Source organism: Haemophilus haemolyticus, from assembly GCF_003352385.1.
GTDB classification, from domain to species: domain Bacteria; phylum Pseudomonadota; class Gammaproteobacteria; order Enterobacterales; family Pasteurellaceae; genus Haemophilus; species Haemophilus haemolyticus_I.
The window spans coordinates 935792-958964 of sequence record NZ_CP031243.1 but is presented as its reverse complement, the minus strand read 5'-3'; the positions used below and the strand labels follow the sequence as shown (position 1 = coordinate 958964).

Here is a 23173-nt window from a genome sequence, read left to right as displayed (position 1 = left end):
AAAATGTCAAAACAAATTCAAATTCCTGATATTGGTAGTGATGAAGTTACAGTAACAGAAGTCATGGTAAACGTAGGCGATACCATTTCTGTTGATCAATCTATCATTAACGTTGAAGGCGATAAGGCTTCAATGGAAGTGCCTGCACCAGAAGCTGGCGTTGTAAAAGAAGTTTTAGTCAAAGTCGGTGATAAAGTCACAACAGGCACCCCAATGCTCGTTTTAGAAGCTGCAGGCGCTGCGCCAGCGGCTGAGGCCCCTGCTGCACCAGTAGCCGCTACTGCGCCAACTGCGTCGGCTGTTGTTGAAGTGAACGTACCAGATATCGGTTCTGATGAAGTCAATGTGACTGAAATTATGGTTAAAGTGGGCGATAGTGTTGAAGTTGATCAATCAATCATCAATGTTGAAGGCGATAAAGCTTCAATGGAAGTTCCAGCACCAATCGCAGGTGTAGTAAAAGAAATTTTAATCAATGTCGGTGATAAAGTTTCAACAGGCAAACTTATCATGAAATTTGAAACTGCATCAGCTGATCCAGTTGCTGAATCAGCACCAGCTCAAACAACGGCGCCTGTAGCTACTACAACATCTGCAATTAAAGATGTGAATGTGCCAGATATTGGTGGTGATGAAGTCAATGTGACTGAAATTATGGTTGCCGTTGGTGATACTGTTTCAGAAGAGCAATCATTAATTACCGTTGAAGGTGATAAAGCATCAATGGAAGTTCCGGCTCCATTTGGCGGTGTCGTAAAAGAAATTCTCGTGAAATCAGGTGATAAAGTATCGACTGGTTCATTAATTATGCGCTTTGAAGTAGCGGGTGCAGCGCCAGCTGTGGCAACATCTGCTCCAGCACCACAAGTTGCATCACCTGCGCCAGCGGCACAACCTGCTCAATCTGGCAATGTATCTGGCTTAAGCCAAGAACAAGTGGTGGCAAGCGCAGGCTATGCACATGCAACCCCAGTTATTCGTCGTTTAGCACGTGAATTTGGCGTAAACTTAGATAAAGTAAAAGGTACAGGTCGTAAAGGTCGTATCGTTAAAGAAGATATCGAAGCTTATGTGAAGACCGCAGTTAAAGCTTATGAAAGCGGTGCAACAGCACAAGCTGCTGGCAATGGTGTAGCAAATGGCGCGGGCTTAGGCTTATTACCATGGCCAAAAGTTGATTTCAGTAAATTCGGTGAAGTAGAAGAAGTCGAATTAAGTCGTATCAACAAAATTTCAGGTGCCAACTTACATCGTAACTGGGTCATGATTCCACATGTTACTCACTTCGATAAAGCAGATATCACGGATTTAGAAGTATTCCGTAAAGAACAAAATGCGTTAGCAGAAAAACAAAAACTCGGCGTAAAAATCACGCCAGTTGTGTTCATTATGAAAGCAGTGGCAAAAGCATTAGAAGCGTATCCACGTTTCAATAGCTCAATTACCGAAGATGCACAACGCTTAATCCTGAAAAAATATATTAACATTGGTGTCGCAGTAGATACGCCAAATGGCTTAGTCGTGCCTGTATTCAAAAATGTGAACAAAAAAGGCATTATCGAACTTTCACGTGAATTAATGGAAGTATCGAAAAAAGCACGTGAAGGCAAATTGACTGCATCTGATATGCAAGGTGGCTGTTTCACCATTTCAAGTCTTGGTGGTATTGGTACAACTCACTTTGCACCAATCGTAAACGCGCCAGAAGTGGCCATCCTTGGTGTGTCTAAATCATCGATGGAGCCTGTATGGAATGGTAAAGAATTTGCGCCACGCTTAATTCTTCCAATGTCATTATCATTCGACCACCGTGTCATTGATGGTGCGGATGGTGCACGATTCATCAGCTATATCGGTGCTGTATTAGCAGATTTACGCCGTTTGATTATGTAATAACGCCCCTTTCTTCTAATTAGAGGAAAGGGCGTTTTAGCAAATCCATTATGATCGCCAAAAGTGCGGTCAATATTTTGAACGTTTTTACGAGGTAAAAATGAGTAAAGAAATTAAAACCCAAGTCGTCGTACTTGGTGCTGGCCCAGCAGGTTATTCCGCAGCGTTCCGTTGTGCGGATTTAGGCTTAGAAACTGTATTAGTTGAACGTTATTCAACTCTTGGTGGGGTATGTTTAAATGTAGGTTGTATCCCGTCTAAAGCATTGTTGCACGTAGCAAAAGTAATTGAAGAGGCAAAACACGCAAGTAAAAATGGTATTTATTTTGGTGAGCCAAAAATTGATTTAGATGAAGTTCGTGCGGGTAAAGAAGCAGTTGTCGCTAAATTAACTGGTGGTTTAGCGGGTATGGCAAAAGCGCGCAAAGTCACTGTTGTTGAAGGCTTAGCAGCATTTACTGATCCTAATACTTTAGTCGCGCGTGACCGTGATGGCCATCCAACTACAATCAAATTTGATAATGCTATTATTGCAGCAGGTTCTCGCCCAATTGAATTACCATTTATTCCACATGAAGATCCTCGTATTTGGAACTCAACTGATGCGCTTAAATTAAAAGAAGTACCTAAAAAACTTCTCATTATGGGTGGCGGTATCATCGGTTTAGAAATGGGTACGGTTTACCACGCATTAGGTTCAGAAATTGAAGTTGTGGAAATGTTCGACCAAGTTATCCCTGCTGCGGATAAAGATGTTGTTGCAATTTACACCAAACAAATCGAGAAAAAATTCAAGTTAATGCTTGAAACCAAAGTAACCGCTGTTGAAGCAAAAGATGATGGTATCTACGTTTCAATGGAAGGCAAAGCATGTAATGATACCAAACGTTATGATGCGCTGCTTGTCGCTATCGGTCGTGTACCAAATGGCAAATTGATTGATGCAGGTAAAGCTGGCGTTGAAGTGGATGATCGTGGTTTCATTCATGTTGATAAACAAATGCGTACCAATGTGCCACATATCTTTGCAATCGGTGATATCGTTGGCCAACCAATGTTAGCGCACAAAGGTGTTCACGAAGGCCACGTTGCTGCAGAAGTCATTGCGGGACAAAAACACTACTTCGATCCTAAAGTGATTCCATCAATCGCTTATACCGAACCAGAAGTGGCTTGGGTAGGTAAAACTGAGAAAGAATGTAAACAAGAAGGTTTAAACTACGAAGTAGCTAAATTCCCTTGGGCAGCATCAGGCCGCGCTATTGCATCTGAATGTTCAGAAGGTATGACGAAGTTAATCTTTGATAAAGATACTCATCGTGTACTTGGCGGTGCAATCGTCGGTTCTAACGGTGGTGAATTATTAGGTGAAATCGGTCTTGCCATCGAGATGGGTTGCGATGCAGAAGATATCGCATTAACTATCCACGCTCACCCAACTTTACACGAGTCTGTTGGTTTAGCTGCGGAAGTATTTGAAGGCTCAATCACTGACCTTCCAAATGCAAAAGCGAAGAAAAAATAATTTCTATTTAAGAAGTTTTAATTCAGCTAAAATTATAAATTCAAACCTAAATAAAATCCCCAATAGGGGATTTTTATTTTCCTACCTTTTTATTTTTTTATGATAAGATACCGTCCTAAAAACGTTTCTTTTTTTACCGCACTTTTGAGCATTATTTATGACTACACAACTTGATTTAATTAAATCTTCTATAAAATCAATTCCTAACTATCCAAAAGAAGGCATTATCTTCCGCGATATTACTACCCTTTTAGAAATTCCAGCAGCTTTTAAAGCAACAGTAGATCTTATTGTGGAACAATATCGCGACAAAGGAATTACCAAAGTGCTTGGAACTGAATCTCGTGGTTTTATTTTTGGCGCACCCGTTGCCTTAGCACTAGGTTTACCTTTCGAATTAGTACGTAAACCTAAAAAATTACCACGTGAAACCATTTCTCAATCTTATCAATTAGAATATGGTCAAGATACTTTGGAAATTCACGTTGATGCAATTTCAGAAGGTGACAATGTTTTAATCATTGATGATTTATTAGCAACAGGTGGCACCGTTGAAGCAACGGTAAAATTAGTTCAACGTTTAGGTGGAGTGGTAAAACACGCTGCATTTGTGATTAATTTACCTGAATTAGGTGGCGAAAAACGCTTAAATAATTTGGGCGTTGATTGCTATACACTCGTCAATTTTGAAGGTCATTAATTAAGGATTCGATGAGCTATCAAGTCTTAGCCAGAAAGTGGCGACCAAAAACATTTGCTGATGTCGTTGGGCAAGAACACATTATCACGGCATTAGCAAATGGATTAAAAGATAATCGACTACATCACGCTTACCTCTTTTCAGGCACACGTGGTGTAGGGAAAACCTCTATTGCCAGATTATTTGCAAAAGGATTAAATTGCGTACATGGTGTAACGGCTACACCTTGTGGTGAATGTGAAAATTGTAAAGCCATTGAGCAAGGCAATTTCATTGATTTAATTGAAATTGATGCGGCATCCCGCACAAAAGTTGAAGACACGCGCGAATTATTGGATAACGTGCAATATAAACCTGTTGTCGGAAGATTTAAGGTTTACTTAATCGATGAAGTCCACATGCTGTCCCGTCATTCATTTAATGCATTGCTCAAGACGTTGGAAGAACCTCCAGAATATGTAAAATTCTTACTCGCGACAACGGATCCGCAAAAACTACCTATAACAATCCTTTCTCGCTGTTTACAATTTCATCTCAAAGCATTAGATGAAACCAAAATCTCGCAGCATCTTGCCCATATTTTGACGCAAGAAAATATTCCTTTTGAAGAACCTGCATTAGTTAAACTTGCAAAAGCGGCGCAAGGAAGTATTCGTGATAGCTTAAGTTTAACCGATCAAGCCATTGCAATGGGCGACCGACAAGTTACGAATAGTGTTGTAAGCAATATGTTAGGGTTGCTTGATGATAACTATTCTGTTGATATTTTATACGCCTTACATCAAGGCAATGGTGAACTCTTAATGCGAACACTGCAAAGAGTTGCAGATGCAGCAGGCGATTGGGACAAATTACTTGGCGAATGTGCAGAAAAATTACATCAAATTGCACTCATGCAACTTCTTCCACAAAAATCTTCAGATGACAATGAACATTTTTCATTTTTAGCCAAACATATCTCTCCAGAAGATGTTCAGTTTTTTTATCAAGTCATTGTTTCTGGTAGAAAAGACTTATCAAATGCGCCAAACCGTCGTATTGGCACAGAAATGACATTATTGAGGGCATTGGCATTCCACCCAAAGTTCCTTACGGCAGTACCAAAGGCTAACACTACAATTACTCCACCGCCATCAACTCCAAGTGCGGTTGAAAATACAGGTAATTATGTAGATGTGCCAGTACTGTCGCAAAGTATAAAATCAGCTTATTCTCAAGCAAAACCAAATAAAACGAGTATTCCAAATTTGGCAAGCCTTTCAGCTTTAGATGCGCTTGAACATTTAACACAACTCGAAAACCAAGAACGTCAAGAACACAAAGCTGAATCATTAGCTGCGGTAAGCGAAACTTTACATCACATCCAAGAACTGGATGAAGAAAAATCTCATAAAAAAATGACCGCACTTCCCGTGCGAGAAATGTCTGAACCGAAGCCCAAGCACATAGAAAAGCCAACATCACCATCAAATGCCGCACAGGCTCCACAAGAAAATAGCACAGAAGAAAATTCAAGTGATGATAATGCAGAAATGGCTCAAGATGAGCAAGGAATCTTGAGTGCTGACACCTATCGTTGGGAATGGAGCAATCCAGAACTTGCTAAAGCCGATACAGGTGTTCATCCTTCTGATATAAAACAGGCGATTTTGAAAGATATTACGCCTGAATTACGCTTAAAAATCATTACCCAAACTCAACAACAAGATGAATGGGCAGATATAGTTGAACGTTCTGGCGTAACAGGATTTAGCAAAGAATTAGCGCTAAATTGTTTCTTACAAAGCAAAACTGATGATGAAATCAATCTTGGACTACATTCAGAAAAATCTCATTTACGCCAAGACAGAAGCATAAAAAATTTGGTTGAAGCTTTAAGCAAATTGCAAGGTAAAGATATTCGATTAACAATTAATATTGATGATAGCAATATCACGACTCCAATTGAATATCGCCGCAATATTTATCAAGCATTGCGGGAAAAGGCTCAAAATGAGTTGCAAAAAGATAGTAAATTACAAATTCTACTTAATGAGTTTGATGCAAAATTAGATATAGAGAGTATTCGACCAGTTTAAAAATATTGTGTTTTCCCCTCACAATTTCCCGGTCAAATTTATAAAATCATCAGAATATTTTTATTAAGCTCTACCATTTTGTATGTTTTTAATCTAGAATTCGTCAATTTGTTTTTTAAGAGCCAAAAGGAGAGTGAAAATGAAACTGGTTGAAGTAAAACACCCACTTGTAAAACACAAACTAGGTGTGATGCGTGAAGCTGAGATTGATACAAAAAAATTCCGTGAACTAGCAACAGAAATCGGTAGCCTATTAACCTATGAAGCAACGTCCGATTTAGAAACTGAAAAAGTAACGATCAACGGTTGGAATGGCCCAGTAGAAATCGATCGAATTAAAGGTAAAAAAGTAACGGTTGTTCCAATTTTACGTGCAGGTTTAGGTATGATGGATGGTGTACTTGAACATGTACCAAGCGCACGCATCAGCGTAGTGGGGATCTACCGTAATGAAGAAACCCTTGAACCAGTCCCTTACTTCCAAAAATTAGCTAGCGATTTAGAAGAGCGTCTCGCAATTGTGGTCGATCCGATGCTTGCAACTGGTGGTTCAATGATTGCAACCCTTGATCTTTTAAAAGCAAAAGGTTGTAAACACATCAAAGTATTAGTGTTAGTCGCTGCGCCAGAAGGTATTAAGGCTCTTGAAGCTGCACATCCTGACATTGAACTTTACTGCGCTTCTATTGATAGCCACCTAAATGAACATGGTTACATTATTCCGGGTCTAGGTGACGCGGGTGATAAAATTTTTGGGACAAAATAATCCCCAAAAATAAAAGATGGACGGCATTTTCTTGCCGTCTTTTTGTGTGCGTGAAACACAAGAAAAACTGACCGCACTTTAAGTTAATTCAAACAGAGAGTTGAAACTAAATGACAAATCAAACTTCTTCTTTTCCTTCGGAAAAACAAAGTACATTAAAACAATCATTCGTTGGCCTACAGATGCTCTTCGTCGCATTTGGTGCGCTTGTTCTTGTACCATTAATTACAGGCCTTGATTCCAATACAGCATTATTAACTGCAGGCGTTGGCACCCTACTCTTCCAACTTTGCACAGGCAAACAAGTTCCTATTTTCTTAGCCTCATCTTTTGCCTTTATCGCGCCGATTCAATATGGTGTTCAAACTTGGGGCATTGCGACCACTATGGGGGGGTTGGCATCCGCTGGTCTTGTATATCTAGCACTAAGCATGTTAGTAAAATTACGTGGAACAGAAGCATTACAACGCATTTTCCCACCGATTGTAGTTGGCCCAGTAATTATAATCATTGGTATGGGACTTGCCCCTGTGGCAGTTGATATGTCATTAGGCAAAAACAGTGCTTATGCGTATAACGATGCGGTATTAGTTTCAATGGTAACTCTTCTTACTACTTTATCTGTGGCAGTATTTGCCAAAGGATTGATGAAACTCATCCCAATTATGTTTGGTATTACTGCGGGCTATATTTTATGTTTATTCCTAGGTTTAATTAATTTCCAACCAGTGATTGATGCGCCTTGGTTCAGCTTACCAAAATTAACTGCGCCTGAATTTAATCTAGAAGCTATTCTATATATGTTACCAATTACCATTGCACCTGCAGTAGAGCACGTGGGCGGCATCATGGCAATCAGCTCTGTGACAGGTAAAGACTTTTTAAAAAAACCAGGATTACACCGCACTTTATTAGGCGATGGCTTAGCAACTGCAGCTGCATCTTTAGTGGGGGGACCTCCAAATACAACCTACGCGGAAGTAACTGGTGCCGTAATGTTAACCCGAAATTTCAATCCTAATATTATGACTTGGGCTGCGGTTTGGGCTATTGCGATTTCATTTTGTGGAAAAGTAGGTGCATTCCTATCAACGATTCCAACTATTGTAATGGGTGGAATTATGATGCTTGTTTTCGGTTCAATCGCAGTCGTGGGCATGAGCACCTTAATTCGTGGCAAAGTTGATGTTACCGAAGCACGTAATCTGTGTATTATTTCTATCGTCATGACATTTGGTATCGGCAATATGTTTGTAGATGTGGGTAACGTATCACTAAAAGGTATCAGCTTGTGCGCAATTGTTGCTATCATCTTAAACCTTGTTTTACCGAAAGCAAAAAATGAAGTAGAATAAGATTCCTTTTAAAAGGGTTAAATACCAATTTAGCCCTTTTTCTTACTTATAATCTGTAATACATAAATATTTGAATAAGCAGCTTCCCTTACCCATTCATCAAATTGATGATGCCACATTAGAAAACTTTTACGGCGATAATAATCTTTTATTGCTCAATTCTTTACGCAAAAATTCATCTGAATTAAAACAACAGTTTTTCTATATTTGGGGAAATAAAGGTTCTGGAAAAACTCACCTGCTTAGAGCATTCAGTAACGAATATTTAATCAATCAACGTACTGCTATTTATGTGCCTCTAAGTAAATCTCAATATTTTTCTACCGCAGTTCTTGAAAATCTAGAACAGCAAGAATTAGTGTGTCTAGATGATGTACAAAGTGTGATTGGCAATGATGAATGGGAATTAGCTATTTTTGATCTATTCAATCGAATTAAAGCGAGCGGAAAAACGCTTTTGCTTATTAGTTCAGATAAATCGCCTTCCGCACTTTCTGTAAAATTGCCTGATTTGAACTCTCGCTTGACTTGGGGTGAAATTTATCAATTAAATTCCTTAACTGACGAGCAAAAAATTAGTGTGCTACAACATAACGCTTATCAACGAGGAATTCAATTACCCGATGAGACGGCTAATTTTTTACTTACACGACTAGCACGAGACATGCACACATTATTTGAAGCCCTTGATCTACTAGATAAAGCCTCGTTACAAGCGCAACGAAATCTTACAATTCCTTTCGTTAAAAAAATTTTAAATCTTTAAAAAAAAGGCGCTAATGCGCCTTTTTAATCATCCACCTGATAATTTAACAGTAAACCCTTTTTGCTCTAACAATTGCTTAAGCAAATCACGCTTTTCACCTTGAATCTCAATCATTCCATTTTTAACTGAGCCACCACATCCACAACGTTTTTTTAATTCAGCCGCTAATTTTTTCAATTCCTCATCAGATAAATCTAAACCAGTTATAACCGATACGCCTGCACCTTTCCTACCACTTGTTTGCTTTTGGATACGTACAACACCGTCTCCTTTTGGGCGAACTACAGAAGCCTTTTCCTCTTTAATTCGACCCACATCTGTTGAATACACTAAAACAGAATCTGACATCATAATTACCCAATAGATGCATTAATAGAACGAAGAACCTCTGCTGGATTATCAGCTTTAGTAATAGGACGCCCTATCACTAAATAATCGGAACCAGCACGAATCGCAGCTGTAGGTGTCATCACACGTCTTTGATCACCAAAGTCCGATCCAATTGGACGAATCCCTGGGGTCACTAATTTAAAGTCTTCTCCACAAGCGTTACGTAAAATTTCAACCTCTTGCGGAGAGCAAACCACCCCATCCAAACCTGCACGTTGAGTTAAATGAGCTAAGCGTAAAACTTGTTCCATTGGCGATGCATTAATCCCAATTTGTAATAAATCCAAATCTTCCATACTGGTTAATACCGTCACAGCAATAAGCAATGGCGCATCTTTCCCATAAGGCTCAAGAATTCTCTTAGCTTCTTCCATCATTCGTAGCCCACCGCTTGCGTGCAGATCTACCATCCATACACCCAAATCAGCGGCAGATCTGACCGCTCTTGCTACAGTATTTGGAATATCATGATATTTAAGATCTAAGAAAACATCGAAATTACGTTGATGTAATTGTTTTACAAAATTAATACCAAGTGTAGTAAACATTTCTTTACCCACTTTTAATCGACATAAACTCGGATCAATTTGATCAACTAAAGCAAGAGCCTCAGCTTCTTTCTCATAGTCCAATGCCACAATAATTTTGCTTGTCATAATGTTACCTCGCTGAGTATCAATTAATTATGTTCTTGACTTGAAACTGGTTTAATACTTTCCCATTGACGGCAAGATGGACAATTCCACAATAGCTTATGGATTTGATAACCACAATTTGTACAACGATAGGCCGATGTTTGCTTAATTCTTTCACCAACCATTTTATGTAATAAAATTAGGCTTTCTTTTCCCCTCCCGTCTTCTGCATCATCAATTTGATACTGCATAAAACGATGGAAAATTAAAGTACTTGGCTTTTTCGTGAGTTGCTGATAAAGCTTAGCCTGAGCAGCTGACTTGCCATCTTTTTCTTCAATTAATTTGACCAAAGCTAGCTCTACTTCGTCATTATTAGTAATTTGGCCAGCACGAATTAAGAATAATTCAAAGTTATCTAACTGATTTAATTCTTCATAACAATGTTTTAAAGGTGACAAAATTTCACCCGTATAATCTGGATTTTGCTCTAAAACATGTTCTAGTATTTTTGCCGCGTGTTGGTATTGACCTTCAAGCATTTCTAAATTTGCGAGTAATAAAGAAGCGCGAACACAAGTAGGAGAAACCGCCAAAGCTTTTTGTAAAACACTGCGTTTTTCAACCGCACTTTCAGGCTCTAAACTTTGTGAATATTCACAATAACATTGCGCAAGTTCAATATTATTCTCTTGTGGTTTTATTTTAGCGAGTTTTTCAGCAATATTGACTGCTTTTTTCCATTCTTTAGTTTTTTGATAAATCAGCAAAAGCTGCTGTAAAGCATTTTCTGCAAACTCTGGTTCATCAACCAATAAAATATAAAGATTTTCAGCTCGATCAAAAAAACCAACCACCATAAAATCTCGGGCAAGCTGCTGTTTTGCAAGTAATTTTTGTTCAAAAGTATAATTAGGACTAAGATCTAAAGCTTGATGGATACGCAATGCGCGATCAACTTCGCCTCTAGAGCGGAATAGATTGCCAAGTGTAAGCTCAGCTTCAAATTGGGAGTGGCTTTCGATTTCATTTTCGGTTTCTTGCTTTTGAAGCATGTCCAAAAACAAATCTACAGCTTTATCAGTTTGATTGGAAAGTAAGAAGTTTACCCCCGTAACATAATCTCGGGAGAGTTTATTACTAATGTCATCTTGATCTTTCTTTGCACTACGCTGCCCCATGTACCAACCATAGGCTGCAGCAATAGGCAATAGTAGAAAGAGTAATTCTAGCATCAGGCGACCTTATCGCGCACAGTAGTCAATTCGTTGATTTGTAAAGTTTGACGCTTAACTTGACGAGCCAATGCCATATTTTTAAGTTTTAACTTAAGATAGAAAAAAGCGGTGATTAACCAGCCAAGAATTAAACCTAATCCAAATAAAATAGCAACAAGACTTGATAGTTGGAGCTGACTTTCCGCCACAATATAATTAAATGTAATAACTTGATCGTTATTTGCTCCAACGGTAATTGCGACCAATACGATAGCGATAAAAATCACAATACCTAAAATATATTTAATCATAACATTTCCTTAAAATATGGCTTTTCTAAATAATGGTAAAGGTTGTAGTTTAAAAGGCATATTCAAGCATTTTAATTTTATTAATAAATATCTACACGCTCTTTTAATTCTTTACCTGCTTTAAAGTGCGGTACAGATTTAGCTTCTAATTTAACAGAATCACCCGTTTTGGGATTACGCCCTAAACGAGGATTACGATAATGCAGTGAAAAACTTCCAAATCCTCTCAACTCAACACGATCGCCATTTTCAAGAGATTGAGAAATAAACTCCAAAATATCTTTTACCATATTTTCGATTTCTTTTACGGGTAAAGTCGGATGTTTCGCTAATAATTTTTCTATAAGTTCTGACTTAGTCATCGTCTTTTCTCCCTTAATATTATTCAAATTAAGATTTATTGCTAATACATTATTTCAATGTATTAGCAATAAGCCCTAAAAATAAGGCTGGACATGAGCCCAGCCTTATTACGTGAATTAATTATTCACCTTTAGCTGCTTTAAATGCTTCAGCCATTGCGTTTGGAATAGCAACTTCTTCTTGTTTGTTATTCACATTTGCAACTGCAGCAGCTTCTTCAGCTTGATCTTTTGCTTTCACTGATAAGTGAACGATACGAGATTTACGATCTACACCAGTGTATTTAGCTTCAACTACATCACCTGCAGCAACTTCATTTGTTAAATCAGCTGCGCGGATATAACCTTCAACACCACCCGCTAATTCAACTTTAGCACCTTTTACATCTGCTTCAACTACAGTTGCAGATACTACAGCGCCTTTTTTGTTGATTGCTACGAAGTTATTGAATGGATCTTCTTCAAGTTGTTTGATACCTAAAGAGATACGCTCTTTCACTGCATCAACAGCTAATACTACTGCAGAAACTTCGTCACCTTTTTTGTAGTTACGAACAGCTTCTTCACCTGATACATTCCAAGAAATATCAGATAAGTGAACTAAACCATCGATACCACCTTCAAGACCGATGAAGATACCAAAATCAGTGATAGACTTGATTTTACCAGTTACTTTATCGCCTTTATTGTGAGTTTCAGCAAATTGAGTCCATGGGTTAGCTTTACATTGTTTTAAGCCTAAAGAAATACGACGACGTTCTTCATCAATTTCTAATACCATTACTTCAACAGTATCGCCTAAGCTAACAACTTTAGATGGGTGGATATTTTTGTTAGTCCAATCCATTTCAGAAACGTGAACTAAACCTTCAACGCCATCTAAGATCTCAACAAAACAACCATAGTCTGTTAAGTTAGTTACTTTACCAGTTAATTTGCTGTTTACTGGGTGATTTTCAGCAATTGCAGCCCATGGATCTTGACCTAATTGTTTTAAGCCTAAAGATACACGAGTACGATCTTTATCAAATTTTAATACTTTAACAGTAACTTCATCGCCAACATTCACGATTTCGCTTGGATGTTTAACACGTTTCCAAGCCATATCTGTGATATGTAATAAACCATCAACACCACCAAGATCAACGAATGCACCGTACTCAGTTAAGTTTTTAACGATACCTTTAACTTCTGAACCTTCAACAAGATTTTCTAATACTTGTTCACGTTCTTGGCTGTTTTCAGATTCAATCACTGCACGACGAGAAACAACAACGTTGTTACGTTTTTGATCTAATTTGATTACTTTGAATTCTAATTCTTTACCAAGTAAGTGATCTGCTTCACGCGCTGGACGAGTATCAACTAAAGAACCCGGTAAGAATGCACGAACACCGTTTAACTCAACTGTGAAGCCACCTTTCACTTTGCCGTTGATTAAACCGATAACGGTCGCTTTTTCTTCGTAAGCTTTTTCTAATTCAATCCAAGATTCGTGACGAACAGCTTTCTCACGAGAAAGTTTAGTTTCACCGAAACCATCTTCAACTGCATCTAATGCAACATTTACAGTATCGCCAACTTGGATTTCAAGTTCGCCTTGTGCATTTAAGAATTCAGCAACTGGGATTGCAGACTCAGATTTTAAACCTGCATCAACAAGCACAAAGCCTTTTTGGATAGCTACTACAGTACCGCTAACGATTGAACCTTGACGAGTTTCAAGGCCTTTTAATGATTCTTCAAAAAGTTGAGCAAAAGATTCTGACATATAAATAATCTTCTTAATTTAAGTTAATAACATCCACATTAAAATCCATAAAATGCGGGGTTGAGGATAAATGCTTATTCTTCCTTGAACAAACAGTTAAATCGAAACTGACACCTTTTCTTGAATATAAGCTAACGCCTGATCAATAACTTCATCAATACTCAACGTTGTGCTATCCAATAATAAAGCATCATCAGCCGGTTTTAGAGGCGCGACCTCTCGATTTCTATCACGAAAATCACGCTCTTTTATCTCGGCTAAAATCTGCTCAAAGTTACCATTTATTCCTTTATTTTGCAACTGTTTATAGCGTCTTTTTGCACGCTCTTCAGCACTCGCATCTAAAAATAACTTCACTTGAGCATTCGGGAATACTACAGTCCCCATATCTCTACCATCAGCAATTAATCCATCATTTTTCGCAAAATCTTGCTGAAGTTGTAGCAAAGCTGACCGCACTTCTGGAAACACAGCTACTTTAGATGCGGCATCAGCGACTTCTTGAGTGCGAATTAAATGGCTTACATTCATGCCAGCAAGCAAAATATTCACCTCGCCATTTTGAGGAATAAATTGAATATCTAAATGACGAGCTAATTCGGCTAACGCCAATTCATTTGTTAAATCAGTTTTACGTTGTAATGCAGCTAATGCTGTAACGCGATAAATTGCTCCACTATCCAATAACGCATAACCTAGCTTTTCTGCCAAAGCGTAACAAAGCGTACCTTTCCCGGCACCGCTAGGACCATCAACGGTAATAATCGTTCCCATATAACTTATCCTTTACTTATCAAAAGTTGACGTATTATAGAGATAAACACTCTATTTCGCTATTGCCACCTTTCAAACTTAACTCAAGATCCATTAACAAAGAATAAAAAAATAACAAACACGCACCTATAAGCTTTTTTTAGTTAAGGAGCTACTCTACTTATCCTCCACCTTTTAAAATTAATTTTTTCATTTTTTCGCGGTTTTATATTAATTTTAATAAAAAACCATTGAGTTTTACAAAATATAATAAGATAATGAGAATCTTTCTCAAAAAAAACAATAAGGATATGTAATGAAGAGAGTTATTAAATTAAATTTAATCACACTCTGCTTAATCAATACCCTTAGTGTTTCTATCGTTGATGCAAAAGCTGAAGAAACATTAGATCAAATTGATGTAGTAGAAAAAAATGTCGCTAACGATAAAAAACCTTTTACGGAAGCAAAAGCGAAAAGTACCCGAGAGCATATTTTTAAAGAAACCCAGACTATCGATCAAGTCATTCGAAGTATCCCTGGTGCATTTACTCAACAAGATAAAGGCTCTGGCGTAGTTTCTGTTAATATTCGTGGCGAAAATGGGTTAGGTCGTGTCAATACTATGGTCGATGGAGTCACACAAACTTTTTACTCTACAGCCATGGACTCAGGTCAATCTGGTGGTAATTCTCAATTCGGTGCATCGCTTGATCCTAACTTCATTGCTGGTGTCGATGTCAATAAAAGCAACTTTTCAGGTTCTAATGGCGTAAATACCTTATCTGGTAGTGCCAATTTTAGAACGCTAGGTGTTAATGATGTTATTACTGATGACAAACCATTTGGACTCATCGTAAAAGGAATGACGGGGAGCAATGCAACTAAATCGAATTTTATGACAATGGCTGCAGGCAGAAAATGGCTGGATAATGGTGGTTATGTTGGTGTGGTATATGGTTACAGTCAACGTGAAGTTTCACAAGATTATCTTATTGGTGGAGGAGAACGATTGTCTTCGCTTGGACAAGATATTCTTGCTAAAGAAAAAGAAGCCTATTTCCACAATGCAGGTTATGTTTTAAATTCAGCTGGACAGTGGACACCTGATTTAAACAAAAATCATTGGTCTTGTAACGCACCTAATCCAACATTTAATGGAAATACAGACCCAATTACGACAACCGATGAACTCACTGGAACTATAGAAACAAGAACACCAGGCTGTATTACTCGAATTGAACGACAAGAAGAAAATTACGATTATATTAGTGAAGAGGACACGCCAGATGAGCCACGTTACAATACATCTCGCTATCAACTTGATAACTATAAAAATGAAACAAGAAAGAAAATTTTAAAAGAATTAGCAAATGGCACTCAGCCTCAAGAAATACCTGAATTACAGGATGAAGTAAATTCTACAAATGACTCATTTGAGCGCAATAAAGATCAATATAGTGTTGCCCCTATTGAGCCAGGTAGTTTGCAATCTCGTTCTCGTAGCCATTTATTAAAATTTGAATATGGCGATGACAACCATACCTTAGGTGCACAAATACGTACCCTTGATAATAAAATTGGTTCTCGAAAAATCGAAAATCGTAATTATCAATTAAATTATAATTTTAATAATAATCGCTATCTTGATCTAAATCTAATGGTAGCACATAACTTAGGTAAAACTATTTATCCTAAAGGTGCATTCTTTTCTGGTTGGCAAGTAGAAGATAAATTAATTACAAAGAATGTGGCAAATATTATTGATATTAACAATAGCTATACTTTTTTATTGCCAAAAGAAATTGATTTAAAAACCACATTAGGCTTTAACTACTTTATTAATGAGTATAGTAAAAACCGTTTTCCTGAAGAATTAAGTTTGTTTTATAACAATGAATCACACTCCCAAGGAAACTATAGCTATTTAGGTCGCTTCCAAGGAAGCAAAAGCGGATTACCACAACGTTCAGTGATCTTACAACCTTCCGGTAAACAAAAATTTAAAACTGTTTATTTTGATACCGCACTTTCTAAAGGAATTTACCATTTAGACTATAGTGTCAATTTTACGCATTATGCATTTAATGGTGAGTATGTAGGTTACGAAAATACACCAACACAAATTAATGAACCGATTTTGCATAAATCAGGACATAAAACAGCAATAAATCACTCAGCAACACTTAGCGCAGATATCAATAATTATTTTATGCCGTTTTTCACCTATTCGCGCACACATAGAATGCCAAATATTCAAGAAATGTTCTTCTCTCAAGCATCTGACGTTGGGGTAAATACGGCATTAAAACCTGAGCGAGCTGAAACTTATCAACTTGGATTTAATACCTATAAAAAAGGCATTTTCACTAAAGAAGATATATTAGGTTTAAAACTAGTGGGCTATCGCAGCTTTATCAAAAATTATATTCATAATGTATATGGTGTATGGTGGAGAGATGGCGTTGTTCCTGACTGGGCAGCTAATAATGGATTTAGATTTACCATTGCTCATCAAAATTATAAGCCTATTGTGAAAAAGAGCGGTGTTGAGTTAGAAGTAAATTATGACATGGGACGTTTCTTTGCAAATCTATCTTATGCATACCAACGAACAAATCAACCAACCAATTATGCGGACGCAAGCCCACGTCCTAACAACGCATCAAAAGATGATATTCTGAAACAAGGTTATGGTCTATCTCGTATCTCAATGTTACCGAAAGATTATGGAAGATTAGAACTTGGCTCTCGCTGGTTTGATCAAAAATTAACTCTTGGTATCGCAGCACGTTACTATGGGAAAAGTAAACGAGCAACCATTCAAGAAGATTATATTAACGGTTCTCAATTTGAATTAAATACGAGCCATGAACGAACTTATTATGCTATAAAGAAAACAGAGGAAATTAATAAACAACCGATTATTTTAGATTTGCATGTAAGTTATGAACCTGTTAAAGATTTAATTATCAAAGCTGAAGTACAAAACCTACTAGATAAACGTTATGTTGATCCTTTAGACTCAGGCAATGATGCTGCTTCACAGCGCTATTATTCAAGCTTAAATGATTCAATTTGTAGTAAAAATAATACTTGTGAAGATGGAGGAAAAGATAAATCTGTACTTTATAACTTTGCACGTGGAAGAACTTATATTCTGAGTTTAAATTATAAATTCTAATTGGCTCATATAAAAAGGCATAGCTAATAAGCTATGCCTTTTTAAATAATGTTTATAATTCAATTTTAGAATTTATTATCTTATTAAAAGATTATTACTACAGTCTATCAATCATCCCCAACACTAACGCCGAAGACTGTTTTGCAGCTAACGGTAAGAACTCTTCAAATGACATACTCGCTTCACCATCTCCTCCATCCGAAATAGCTCGAACTACCACAAAAGGCACATTAAAAGCATAACAAACTTGAGCAATCGCTGTCGCTTCCATTTCAACACCTGTCACATTCGGGAAGTCTGCTTTTATTTGTGCAATTTTATCTTCGCTATTAATAAAACTATCGCCAGAGCAAATTAAACCACGTTTTACTGATTGTCCTTGCTTTTCTGCGATTTCTTGAGCGATGTCAGCCAGTTTTTTGTCAGATAAAAATGCTGCGGGATTAGCGGGCAACTGCCCTTTTTCATAGCCAAAAGCTGTCACATCCGCATCGTGGTAGCGTGTTTCATCAGAAATTACAATATCCCCCACTTTCAAGCCTTTTGCTACCCCACCCGCAGAACCAGTATTGATCACAAAATCTGGCTTGGCTAATTGCAACAATGCCGTCGTGCCAATTGCAGCGGCCACTTTGCCAATACCTGATTGCAATAATGCAACATCTTTACCATTAATTTTGCCTTCAAAAATTACCGCACTTGCTACTCGAGTTTCAGTTCTCTCTGCCATTAAATTTTTTAAAATTTCTACTTCTTGCGCCATTGCGCCAACAATTCCGATTTTCATCACTTTTGTTCCTGTTCTATTTTATTTACCAAAAAATCTAGCACAGCCACGCTATAATCATCGTTATAAAGCGTGCTCGCCGTGAGTACATATTTTCCCCCAATGACAACGTAAGGATAGGTAAAAACACCATATTCTTCCGTCAATTCAATCGCATCTTGAATTTGTTCTTTTACTCTTTCTGAATTTTCAGTTTGAATAAATAACGGCTTATCTAGCCCTTGTTCTTCCGCCCATTGTTGAATTTTATTTGTAGCAGACAACTCTGCATAACGGGATTTTTCTGAAGTTTCAAATAATAAAACATTAGATAATTCACCCGCACTTAGTGCTTGCAAGGTATAAAAAATGCGTGCGCTAAACTGACTATCCGCAGTTGCAATAGGATATTGTTCCAACGCAACTTTATTTGTACGCATTTGACTATAAAGCTCTAAAATATCTTGCGCTGACGAACATACGCGGCAATCGTAATCAAAAAAGAATTGAATACGTATTTTTTTATCCGCTCTAGGCGCTTGTTCAATAGGCTCTTGATAAGAAAAATAATCCCGCCCATCTTCAAAATGCATGACATCAGAAGATGGTAAGTGCGGTGGATTTTGAGTAGAAAATTCTTTTTGATTTACCTCGGCTAGAACCGATAATGTAAACCCAAATAAACCTAATACCAATAATCCATAAAATTTCAAAATATTACTCATCAATCGCTTCAATATATTCCACTAAAAGCTGTACATTTCGGTTACCACGAAACTCATTAACATCCAATTTATATGCAAATCTCGCCTGTTTAATTGAAAGATCGGGATACAATCTTGTATCAATATTAAACGCAACTGCATCTAATAAAGGTCCGCCTTGTTTTGGCTCTACTAACATTTTGAGATGGTTTTTATTTTGCCCAATTGCACGTTGGTCTAAAATTTTAAATTCGCCATCAAAACAAGGCTCTGGGAAAGCTTGTCCCCAAGGGCCTGCTGATTTTATCAGTTCTGCCGTTTCAAGATTAAATTCATTTGAATTTAATTCACCATCGGTCCAGATGACACCTTGTAAATGTTCTTCATCAAGCCAATCGGCAACGGTTTGATTAAAAACATGTTGGAAATCGTCAAAGTGTTCTTCTCGGAGGCTTAATCCCGCAGCCATCGCATGGCCACCAAATTTTAAAATCATATTAGGATGTTGCGAATGAATACGCTCTAAAACATCACGCATATGCAAACCTTCAATAGAACGAGCAGAACCTTTCAAAATCCCCTCACTATCTTTCGCGAAGGCAACCACAGGGCGATGATATTGCTCTTTAATCCGAGATGACACAATGCCCAACACACCTTGATGCCAATCGGGTTGATAAAGTGTAATCCCCGAAGGTAACTCTTTAAAAAGAGCGGTGAGATTTTGGCAAATTTCTAGCGCCTCAAGCTTCATGCCAGCTTCAATTTCTTTACGCGTTTGGTTGAGTTGGTCAAGATCTAACGCTAATTCTCTGGCTTTTAGCATATCGTCCACCAGTAAAAGCTCTACCCCAATCGACATATTGTCTAAACGCCCCGCTGCATTTAAACGAGGTCCGATACAAAAACCGAGATCACTTGAAGTAAACTGTTCAACATTGCGGTTGGCCACTTCAGCCAACGCAATAATACCAGGACGACAACGCCGTGCACGAATCCGCATTAAACCTTGATAAGCAAGGATACGATTATTTTGATCTAAAGGTACAACATCCGCGACAGTACCCAATGCCACTAGATCGAGCAAGTCAGTAAAATTAGGTTGTGTTTCTGCAGTAAAAATACCGAGTTCACGAAATTTTGCTCGTACGGCTAACATCAAATAAAACGCAACACCAACGCCCGCTAAGGATTTTGAAGGAAAACCACACTGACTTAAATTAGGATTAACAATGGCATCAGCTGGCGGCAAAGTTTCGGGTGGTAAATGATGATCCGTCACTAAAACACGCACACCTTTCTCTTTCAAAAATGCAACGCCTTCAAAAGACGAAACACCATTATCCACCGTCATTAACAGCTGAACACCCTTTTCAATCGCCATTTCAGCCACAGGAATACTCAAACCATAACCTTGTTCAAATCGATTTGGTACAAGATAATCCACGTCAGCAAAACCAAGTTGTCTTAAAGCCAGCACACTCAATGCTGTGCTAGTTGCACCATCAGCATCAAAATCCCCAACAATCACTATTTTTTGCTGTTGTTGGTAAGCTTTCACTAATAAATTTACGGCTTGCTCAATACCATATAGCTGATTTGGATTCAGCATTGATTTTAAAGTGCGGTCTAATTCTTCGGTGTTTTGAATATGGCGTGCGCGATAAAGGCGATCTAATAACGGATGGTTTGAAACAGAATTTCCAATTGGAATTTCACGGCGTTTGATAAGTTTTTTCACTGGATATTAATTCATATCTAAAAGCAAAAAGCTGTTGAAATCAACAGCTCTTTTATCTATACTTTTTCCTGTCGGTCAGGGCTTTTAACCCTGAATGCTGACAGGGGTTAAAAGCCCTGCTGAGCATTAGTCTAACTATTGTGTCAGCTAAGGATTTTAATAATGCCTAAATTATGTATTTATATCATAGTCTCAGTATTGTTAATGCTTTTAAGCTCCCCAGCACATTAAGCATAACCGACTAAATACAAGGGGTAGGCATCTGCCCCTTGCTTTTTATTATAAAATTATTTCGCTGTTTCTTCAAGTGCGCTCAATAAATCAGCTGGTTTTAAATAACCGCCAATAAGCTCACCAGTTGAGGTAACAATACTTGGTGTGCCATTTACGCCAAATTGCGCACCTAATTCATAATGCTTTTTCACAACATTTGGGGTTTTAACTTCTTTCGGTAAATTGCCTTTTTCTGCTTCATTTAAAGCAAAAACAGGATCTTTATCCGTCCAAATTGCTTCCATTTGTTTTGCAGTTTGGTTATTCATGCCCGCACGAGGGAAAGCTAAATAACGCACGGTAATACCAAGATCGTTATATTCTTTTAATTGCTGATGTAATAAATGGCAATAATGGCAAGTAATATCCATAAATACCGTCACAACATGCTTTTCATTTTTAGCGGGATAAACAATCATCTCATTTTTATAAGAATTAAGTTTATCCACTAAAATTTTACCCGCTACATCAACAGGACCACTATTTGTGAGCTCGTAAAGTTTACCTTGAAAAGCATATTTTCCATCTTCCGTCACATAAAGCACACCTTGATCTGTTACGGCAGTTTTGATACCTGAAATTGGCGAGGATTTCACATCAATATTGGATGCGCCAAGAGACTGTAATTTGCTTTTAATTATGGCATCGTTTGCCATTGCATTAGCCGCAGCCACGCACAAAAGTGCGGTAAAAATTTTCTTCATTTTTTGTTCCTAAATTAGCTTGAGTAAGAAAGTCTGAAATTATAGAGAGATTGCTAATTTCTGCAAGGTCAAACTATCCAAAAATCAGAAAATAGCATATAATTCCACACTTTATCACACAGTGAATTTATTATGTTTGAAATCAATCCTGTAAAAAATAAAATCACCGACTTATCCGACCGCACTTCGGTGCTTCGGGGGTATCTTTGACTTCGATGCCAAAGTTGAGCGTTTAGAAGAAGTCAATGCGGAATTAGAACAGCCAGATATTTGGAATGATCCAGATAAAGCCCAAGCGCTTGGTAAAGAACGCGTTTCTTTAGAACAAGTTGTAAATACCATCAAAAATTTAGAACAAGGTTTAGAAGATGTTGATGGATTATTAGAACTTGCCATCGAAGCAGAAGACGAAGATACCTTCAATGAAGCGGTAGCTGAATTAGATGAACTCGAACAACAACTCGAAAAATTAGAGTTCCGTCGAATGTTTAGTGGCGAACATGATGCTTGCGATTGCTATGTGGACTTACAAGCTGGTTCTGGCGGTACGGAAGCTCAAGATTGGACAGAAATGTTGCTCCGTATGTATCTCCGTTGGGCTGAAAGCAAAGGTTTTAAAACAGAACTGATGGAAGTCTCTGACGGTGATGTAGCTGGATTGAAATCGGCAACGATTAAAGTGAGCGGTGAATATGCCTTTGGTTGGTTACGAACAGAAACAGGGATTCATCGTTTAGTGCGTAAAAGTCCATTTGATTCCAATAACCGTCGTCATACATCATTCAGCGCAGCATTTGTCTACCCTGAAATTGATGATGATATTGATATTGAAATCAATCCTGCTGATTTACGTATTGATGTTTATCGTGCATCGGGAGCAGGTGGTCAGCACGTAAACAAAACAGAAAGTGCAGTACGAATTACCCATATGCCAAGTGGCATAGTTGTGCAATGTCAAAATGACCGTTCACAGCACAAGAACAAAGATCAAGCGATGAAACAATTAAAAGCGAAATTGTATGAGCTTGAATTACAGAAGAAAAATGCAGATAAGCAAGCAATGGAAGATAATAAATCTGACATTGGTTGGGGAAGCCAAATTCGCTCTTACGTATTAGACGATTCACGCATTAAAGATTTGCGTACTGGTGTGGAAAACCGTAACACCCAAGCCGTATTAGACGGTGATTTAGATCGATTTATTGAAGCGAGTTTAAAAGCTGGGTTTTAATCATGATTTGCAGGATAAGTAAAGACACATTACTTATCTCATCATAGA

The 23173-nt window shown here is 37.8% G+C and carries 20 protein-coding genes; 9 read left to right on the top strand and 11 right to left on the bottom strand.

Annotated elements, in window-relative coordinates:
* The first annotated feature begins 3 nt into the window (after positions 1 to 3).
* The 7 genes from aceF to hda all read left to right on the top strand — a co-directional run bounded on the left by aceF (position 4) and on the right by hda (position 9083).
* Positions 4 to 1893, top strand: coding sequence for a pyruvate dehydrogenase complex dihydrolipoyllysine-residue acetyltransferase (gene aceF, locus DV428_RS04830; protein WP_114908874.1), 1890 nt, complete (start codon positions 4 to 6; stop codon positions 1891 to 1893).
* A 100-nt stretch (positions 1894 to 1993) separates the two neighbouring features.
* Complete coding sequence (lpdA, locus tag DV428_RS04825; RefSeq protein ID WP_114908873.1) at positions 1994 to 3418, top strand: dihydrolipoyl dehydrogenase; 1425 nt, start codon at positions 1994 to 1996, stop codon at positions 3416 to 3418.
* A gap of 157 nt (positions 3419 to 3575) precedes the next feature.
* Positions 3576 to 4118 carry an adenine phosphoribosyltransferase gene (gene apt / locus DV428_RS04820; protein WP_114908872.1) on the top strand — a complete coding sequence of 181 codons (543 nt, stop codon included), beginning with the start codon at positions 3576 to 3578 and terminating at the stop codon, positions 4116 to 4118.
* 11 nt (positions 4119 to 4129) lie between these two features.
* Positions 4130 to 6196 (top strand): DNA polymerase III subunit gamma/tau, encoded by a 2067-nt coding sequence (dnaX, locus tag DV428_RS04815; RefSeq protein WP_114908871.1) that lies wholly within the window; start codon positions 4130 to 4132, stop codon positions 6194 to 6196.
* Positions 6197 to 6335: 139 nt separating this feature from the next.
* On the top strand, positions 6336 to 6962 hold the full coding sequence (upp, locus tag DV428_RS04810) for a uracil phosphoribosyltransferase (RefSeq protein ID WP_005634809.1): 627 nt from the start codon (positions 6336 to 6338) through the stop codon (positions 6960 to 6962).
* Between the two features lie 110 nt (positions 6963 to 7072).
* Positions 7073 to 8317 (top strand): nucleobase:cation symporter-2 family protein, encoded by a 1245-nt coding sequence (locus tag DV428_RS04805; RefSeq protein ID WP_114908870.1) that lies wholly within the window; start codon positions 7073 to 7075, stop codon positions 8315 to 8317.
* 70 nt (positions 8318 to 8387) lie between these two features.
* Complete coding sequence (gene hda, locus DV428_RS04800) at positions 8388 to 9083, top strand: DnaA regulatory inactivator Hda (protein WP_114908869.1); 696 nt, start codon at positions 8388 to 8390, stop codon at positions 9081 to 9083.
* A gap of 27 nt (positions 9084 to 9110) precedes the next feature.
* Here hda and yciH read toward each other — a convergent pair whose 3' ends face one another.
* The 7 genes from yciH to cmk all read right to left on the bottom strand — a co-directional run bounded on the left by yciH (position 9111) and on the right by cmk (position 14543).
* A complete protein-coding gene (gene yciH, locus DV428_RS04795; RefSeq protein ID WP_032828022.1) occupies positions 9111 to 9431 on the bottom strand; it encodes a stress response translation initiation inhibitor YciH in 321 nt (106 codons plus the stop codon).
* A 5-nt stretch (positions 9432 to 9436) separates the two neighbouring features.
* Complete coding sequence (gene pyrF / locus DV428_RS04790) at positions 9437 to 10129, bottom strand: orotidine-5'-phosphate decarboxylase (RefSeq protein WP_114908868.1); 693 nt, start codon at positions 10127 to 10129, stop codon at positions 9437 to 9439.
* 23 nt (positions 10130 to 10152) lie between these two features.
* Entirely contained in the window at positions 10153 to 11343 is a 1191-nt protein-coding gene (lapB, locus tag DV428_RS04785) for a lipopolysaccharide assembly protein LapB (RefSeq protein WP_114908867.1), read from the bottom strand.
* Positions 11343 to 11636 (bottom strand): LapA family protein, encoded by a 294-nt coding sequence (locus DV428_RS04780; protein ID WP_053465343.1) that lies wholly within the window; start codon positions 11634 to 11636, stop codon positions 11343 to 11345. Before DV428_RS04780 ends, lapB begins: the two co-directional genes overlap by 1 nt.
* An 80-nt stretch (positions 11637 to 11716) precedes the next feature.
* The gene (locus DV428_RS04775) at positions 11717 to 11998 is read right to left on the bottom strand and encodes an integration host factor subunit beta (protein WP_005629286.1); all 282 of its coding nucleotides are present in this window, start codon (positions 11996 to 11998) and stop codon (positions 11717 to 11719) included.
* 121 nt (positions 11999 to 12119) lie between these two features.
* The gene (gene rpsA / locus DV428_RS04770; RefSeq protein ID WP_114908866.1) at positions 12120 to 13769 is read right to left on the bottom strand and encodes a 30S ribosomal protein S1; all 1650 of its coding nucleotides are present in this window, start codon (positions 13767 to 13769) and stop codon (positions 12120 to 12122) included.
* Between the two features lie 96 nt (positions 13770 to 13865).
* On the bottom strand, positions 13866 to 14543 hold the full coding sequence (gene cmk, locus DV428_RS04765) for a (d)CMP kinase (protein ID WP_162790775.1): 678 nt from the start codon (positions 14541 to 14543) through the stop codon (positions 13866 to 13868).
* A gap of 295 nt (positions 14544 to 14838) precedes the next feature.
* Here cmk and DV428_RS04760 point away from each other — a divergent pair, with 295 nt between their 5' ends.
* Entirely contained in the window at positions 14839 to 17706 is a 2868-nt protein-coding gene (locus DV428_RS04760; protein ID WP_114908865.1) for a TonB-dependent receptor domain-containing protein, read from the top strand.
* A gap of 97 nt (positions 17707 to 17803) precedes the next feature.
* On the opposite strand, the gene mtnN is transcribed toward DV428_RS04760, so the two are convergent.
* The 4 genes from mtnN to dsbC all read right to left on the bottom strand — a co-directional run bounded on the left by mtnN (position 17804) and on the right by dsbC (position 21894).
* The gene (gene mtnN / locus DV428_RS04755) at positions 17804 to 18493 is read right to left on the bottom strand and encodes a 5'-methylthioadenosine/S-adenosylhomocysteine nucleosidase (protein ID WP_114908864.1); all 690 of its coding nucleotides are present in this window, start codon (positions 18491 to 18493) and stop codon (positions 17804 to 17806) included.
* On the bottom strand, positions 18493 to 19197 hold the full coding sequence (locus DV428_RS04750) for a thiol:disulfide interchange protein DsbA/DsbL (protein ID WP_162790774.1): 705 nt from the start codon (positions 19195 to 19197) through the stop codon (positions 18493 to 18495). Before DV428_RS04750 ends, mtnN begins: the two co-directional genes overlap by 1 nt.
* The gene (gene recJ / locus DV428_RS04745) at positions 19190 to 20917 is read right to left on the bottom strand and encodes a single-stranded-DNA-specific exonuclease RecJ (RefSeq protein ID WP_114908863.1); all 1728 of its coding nucleotides are present in this window, start codon (positions 20915 to 20917) and stop codon (positions 19190 to 19192) included. Before recJ ends, DV428_RS04750 begins: the two co-directional genes overlap by 8 nt.
* 287 nt (positions 20918 to 21204) lie before the next feature.
* The gene (gene dsbC / locus DV428_RS04740) at positions 21205 to 21894 is read right to left on the bottom strand and encodes a bifunctional protein-disulfide isomerase/oxidoreductase DsbC (RefSeq protein WP_114908862.1); all 690 of its coding nucleotides are present in this window, start codon (positions 21892 to 21894) and stop codon (positions 21205 to 21207) included.
* A 132-nt stretch (positions 21895 to 22026) separates the two neighbouring features.
* Here dsbC and prfB point away from each other — a divergent pair.
* A protein-coding gene (gene prfB, locus DV428_RS04735) for a peptide chain release factor 2 (RefSeq protein WP_114908861.1) occupies positions 22027 to 23125 on the top strand; the annotation gives its coding sequence in 2 pieces (ribosomal slippage) (positions 22027 to 22101 and positions 22103 to 23125; 1098 coding nt in all).
* Positions 23126 to 23173 lie beyond the last annotated feature (48 nt).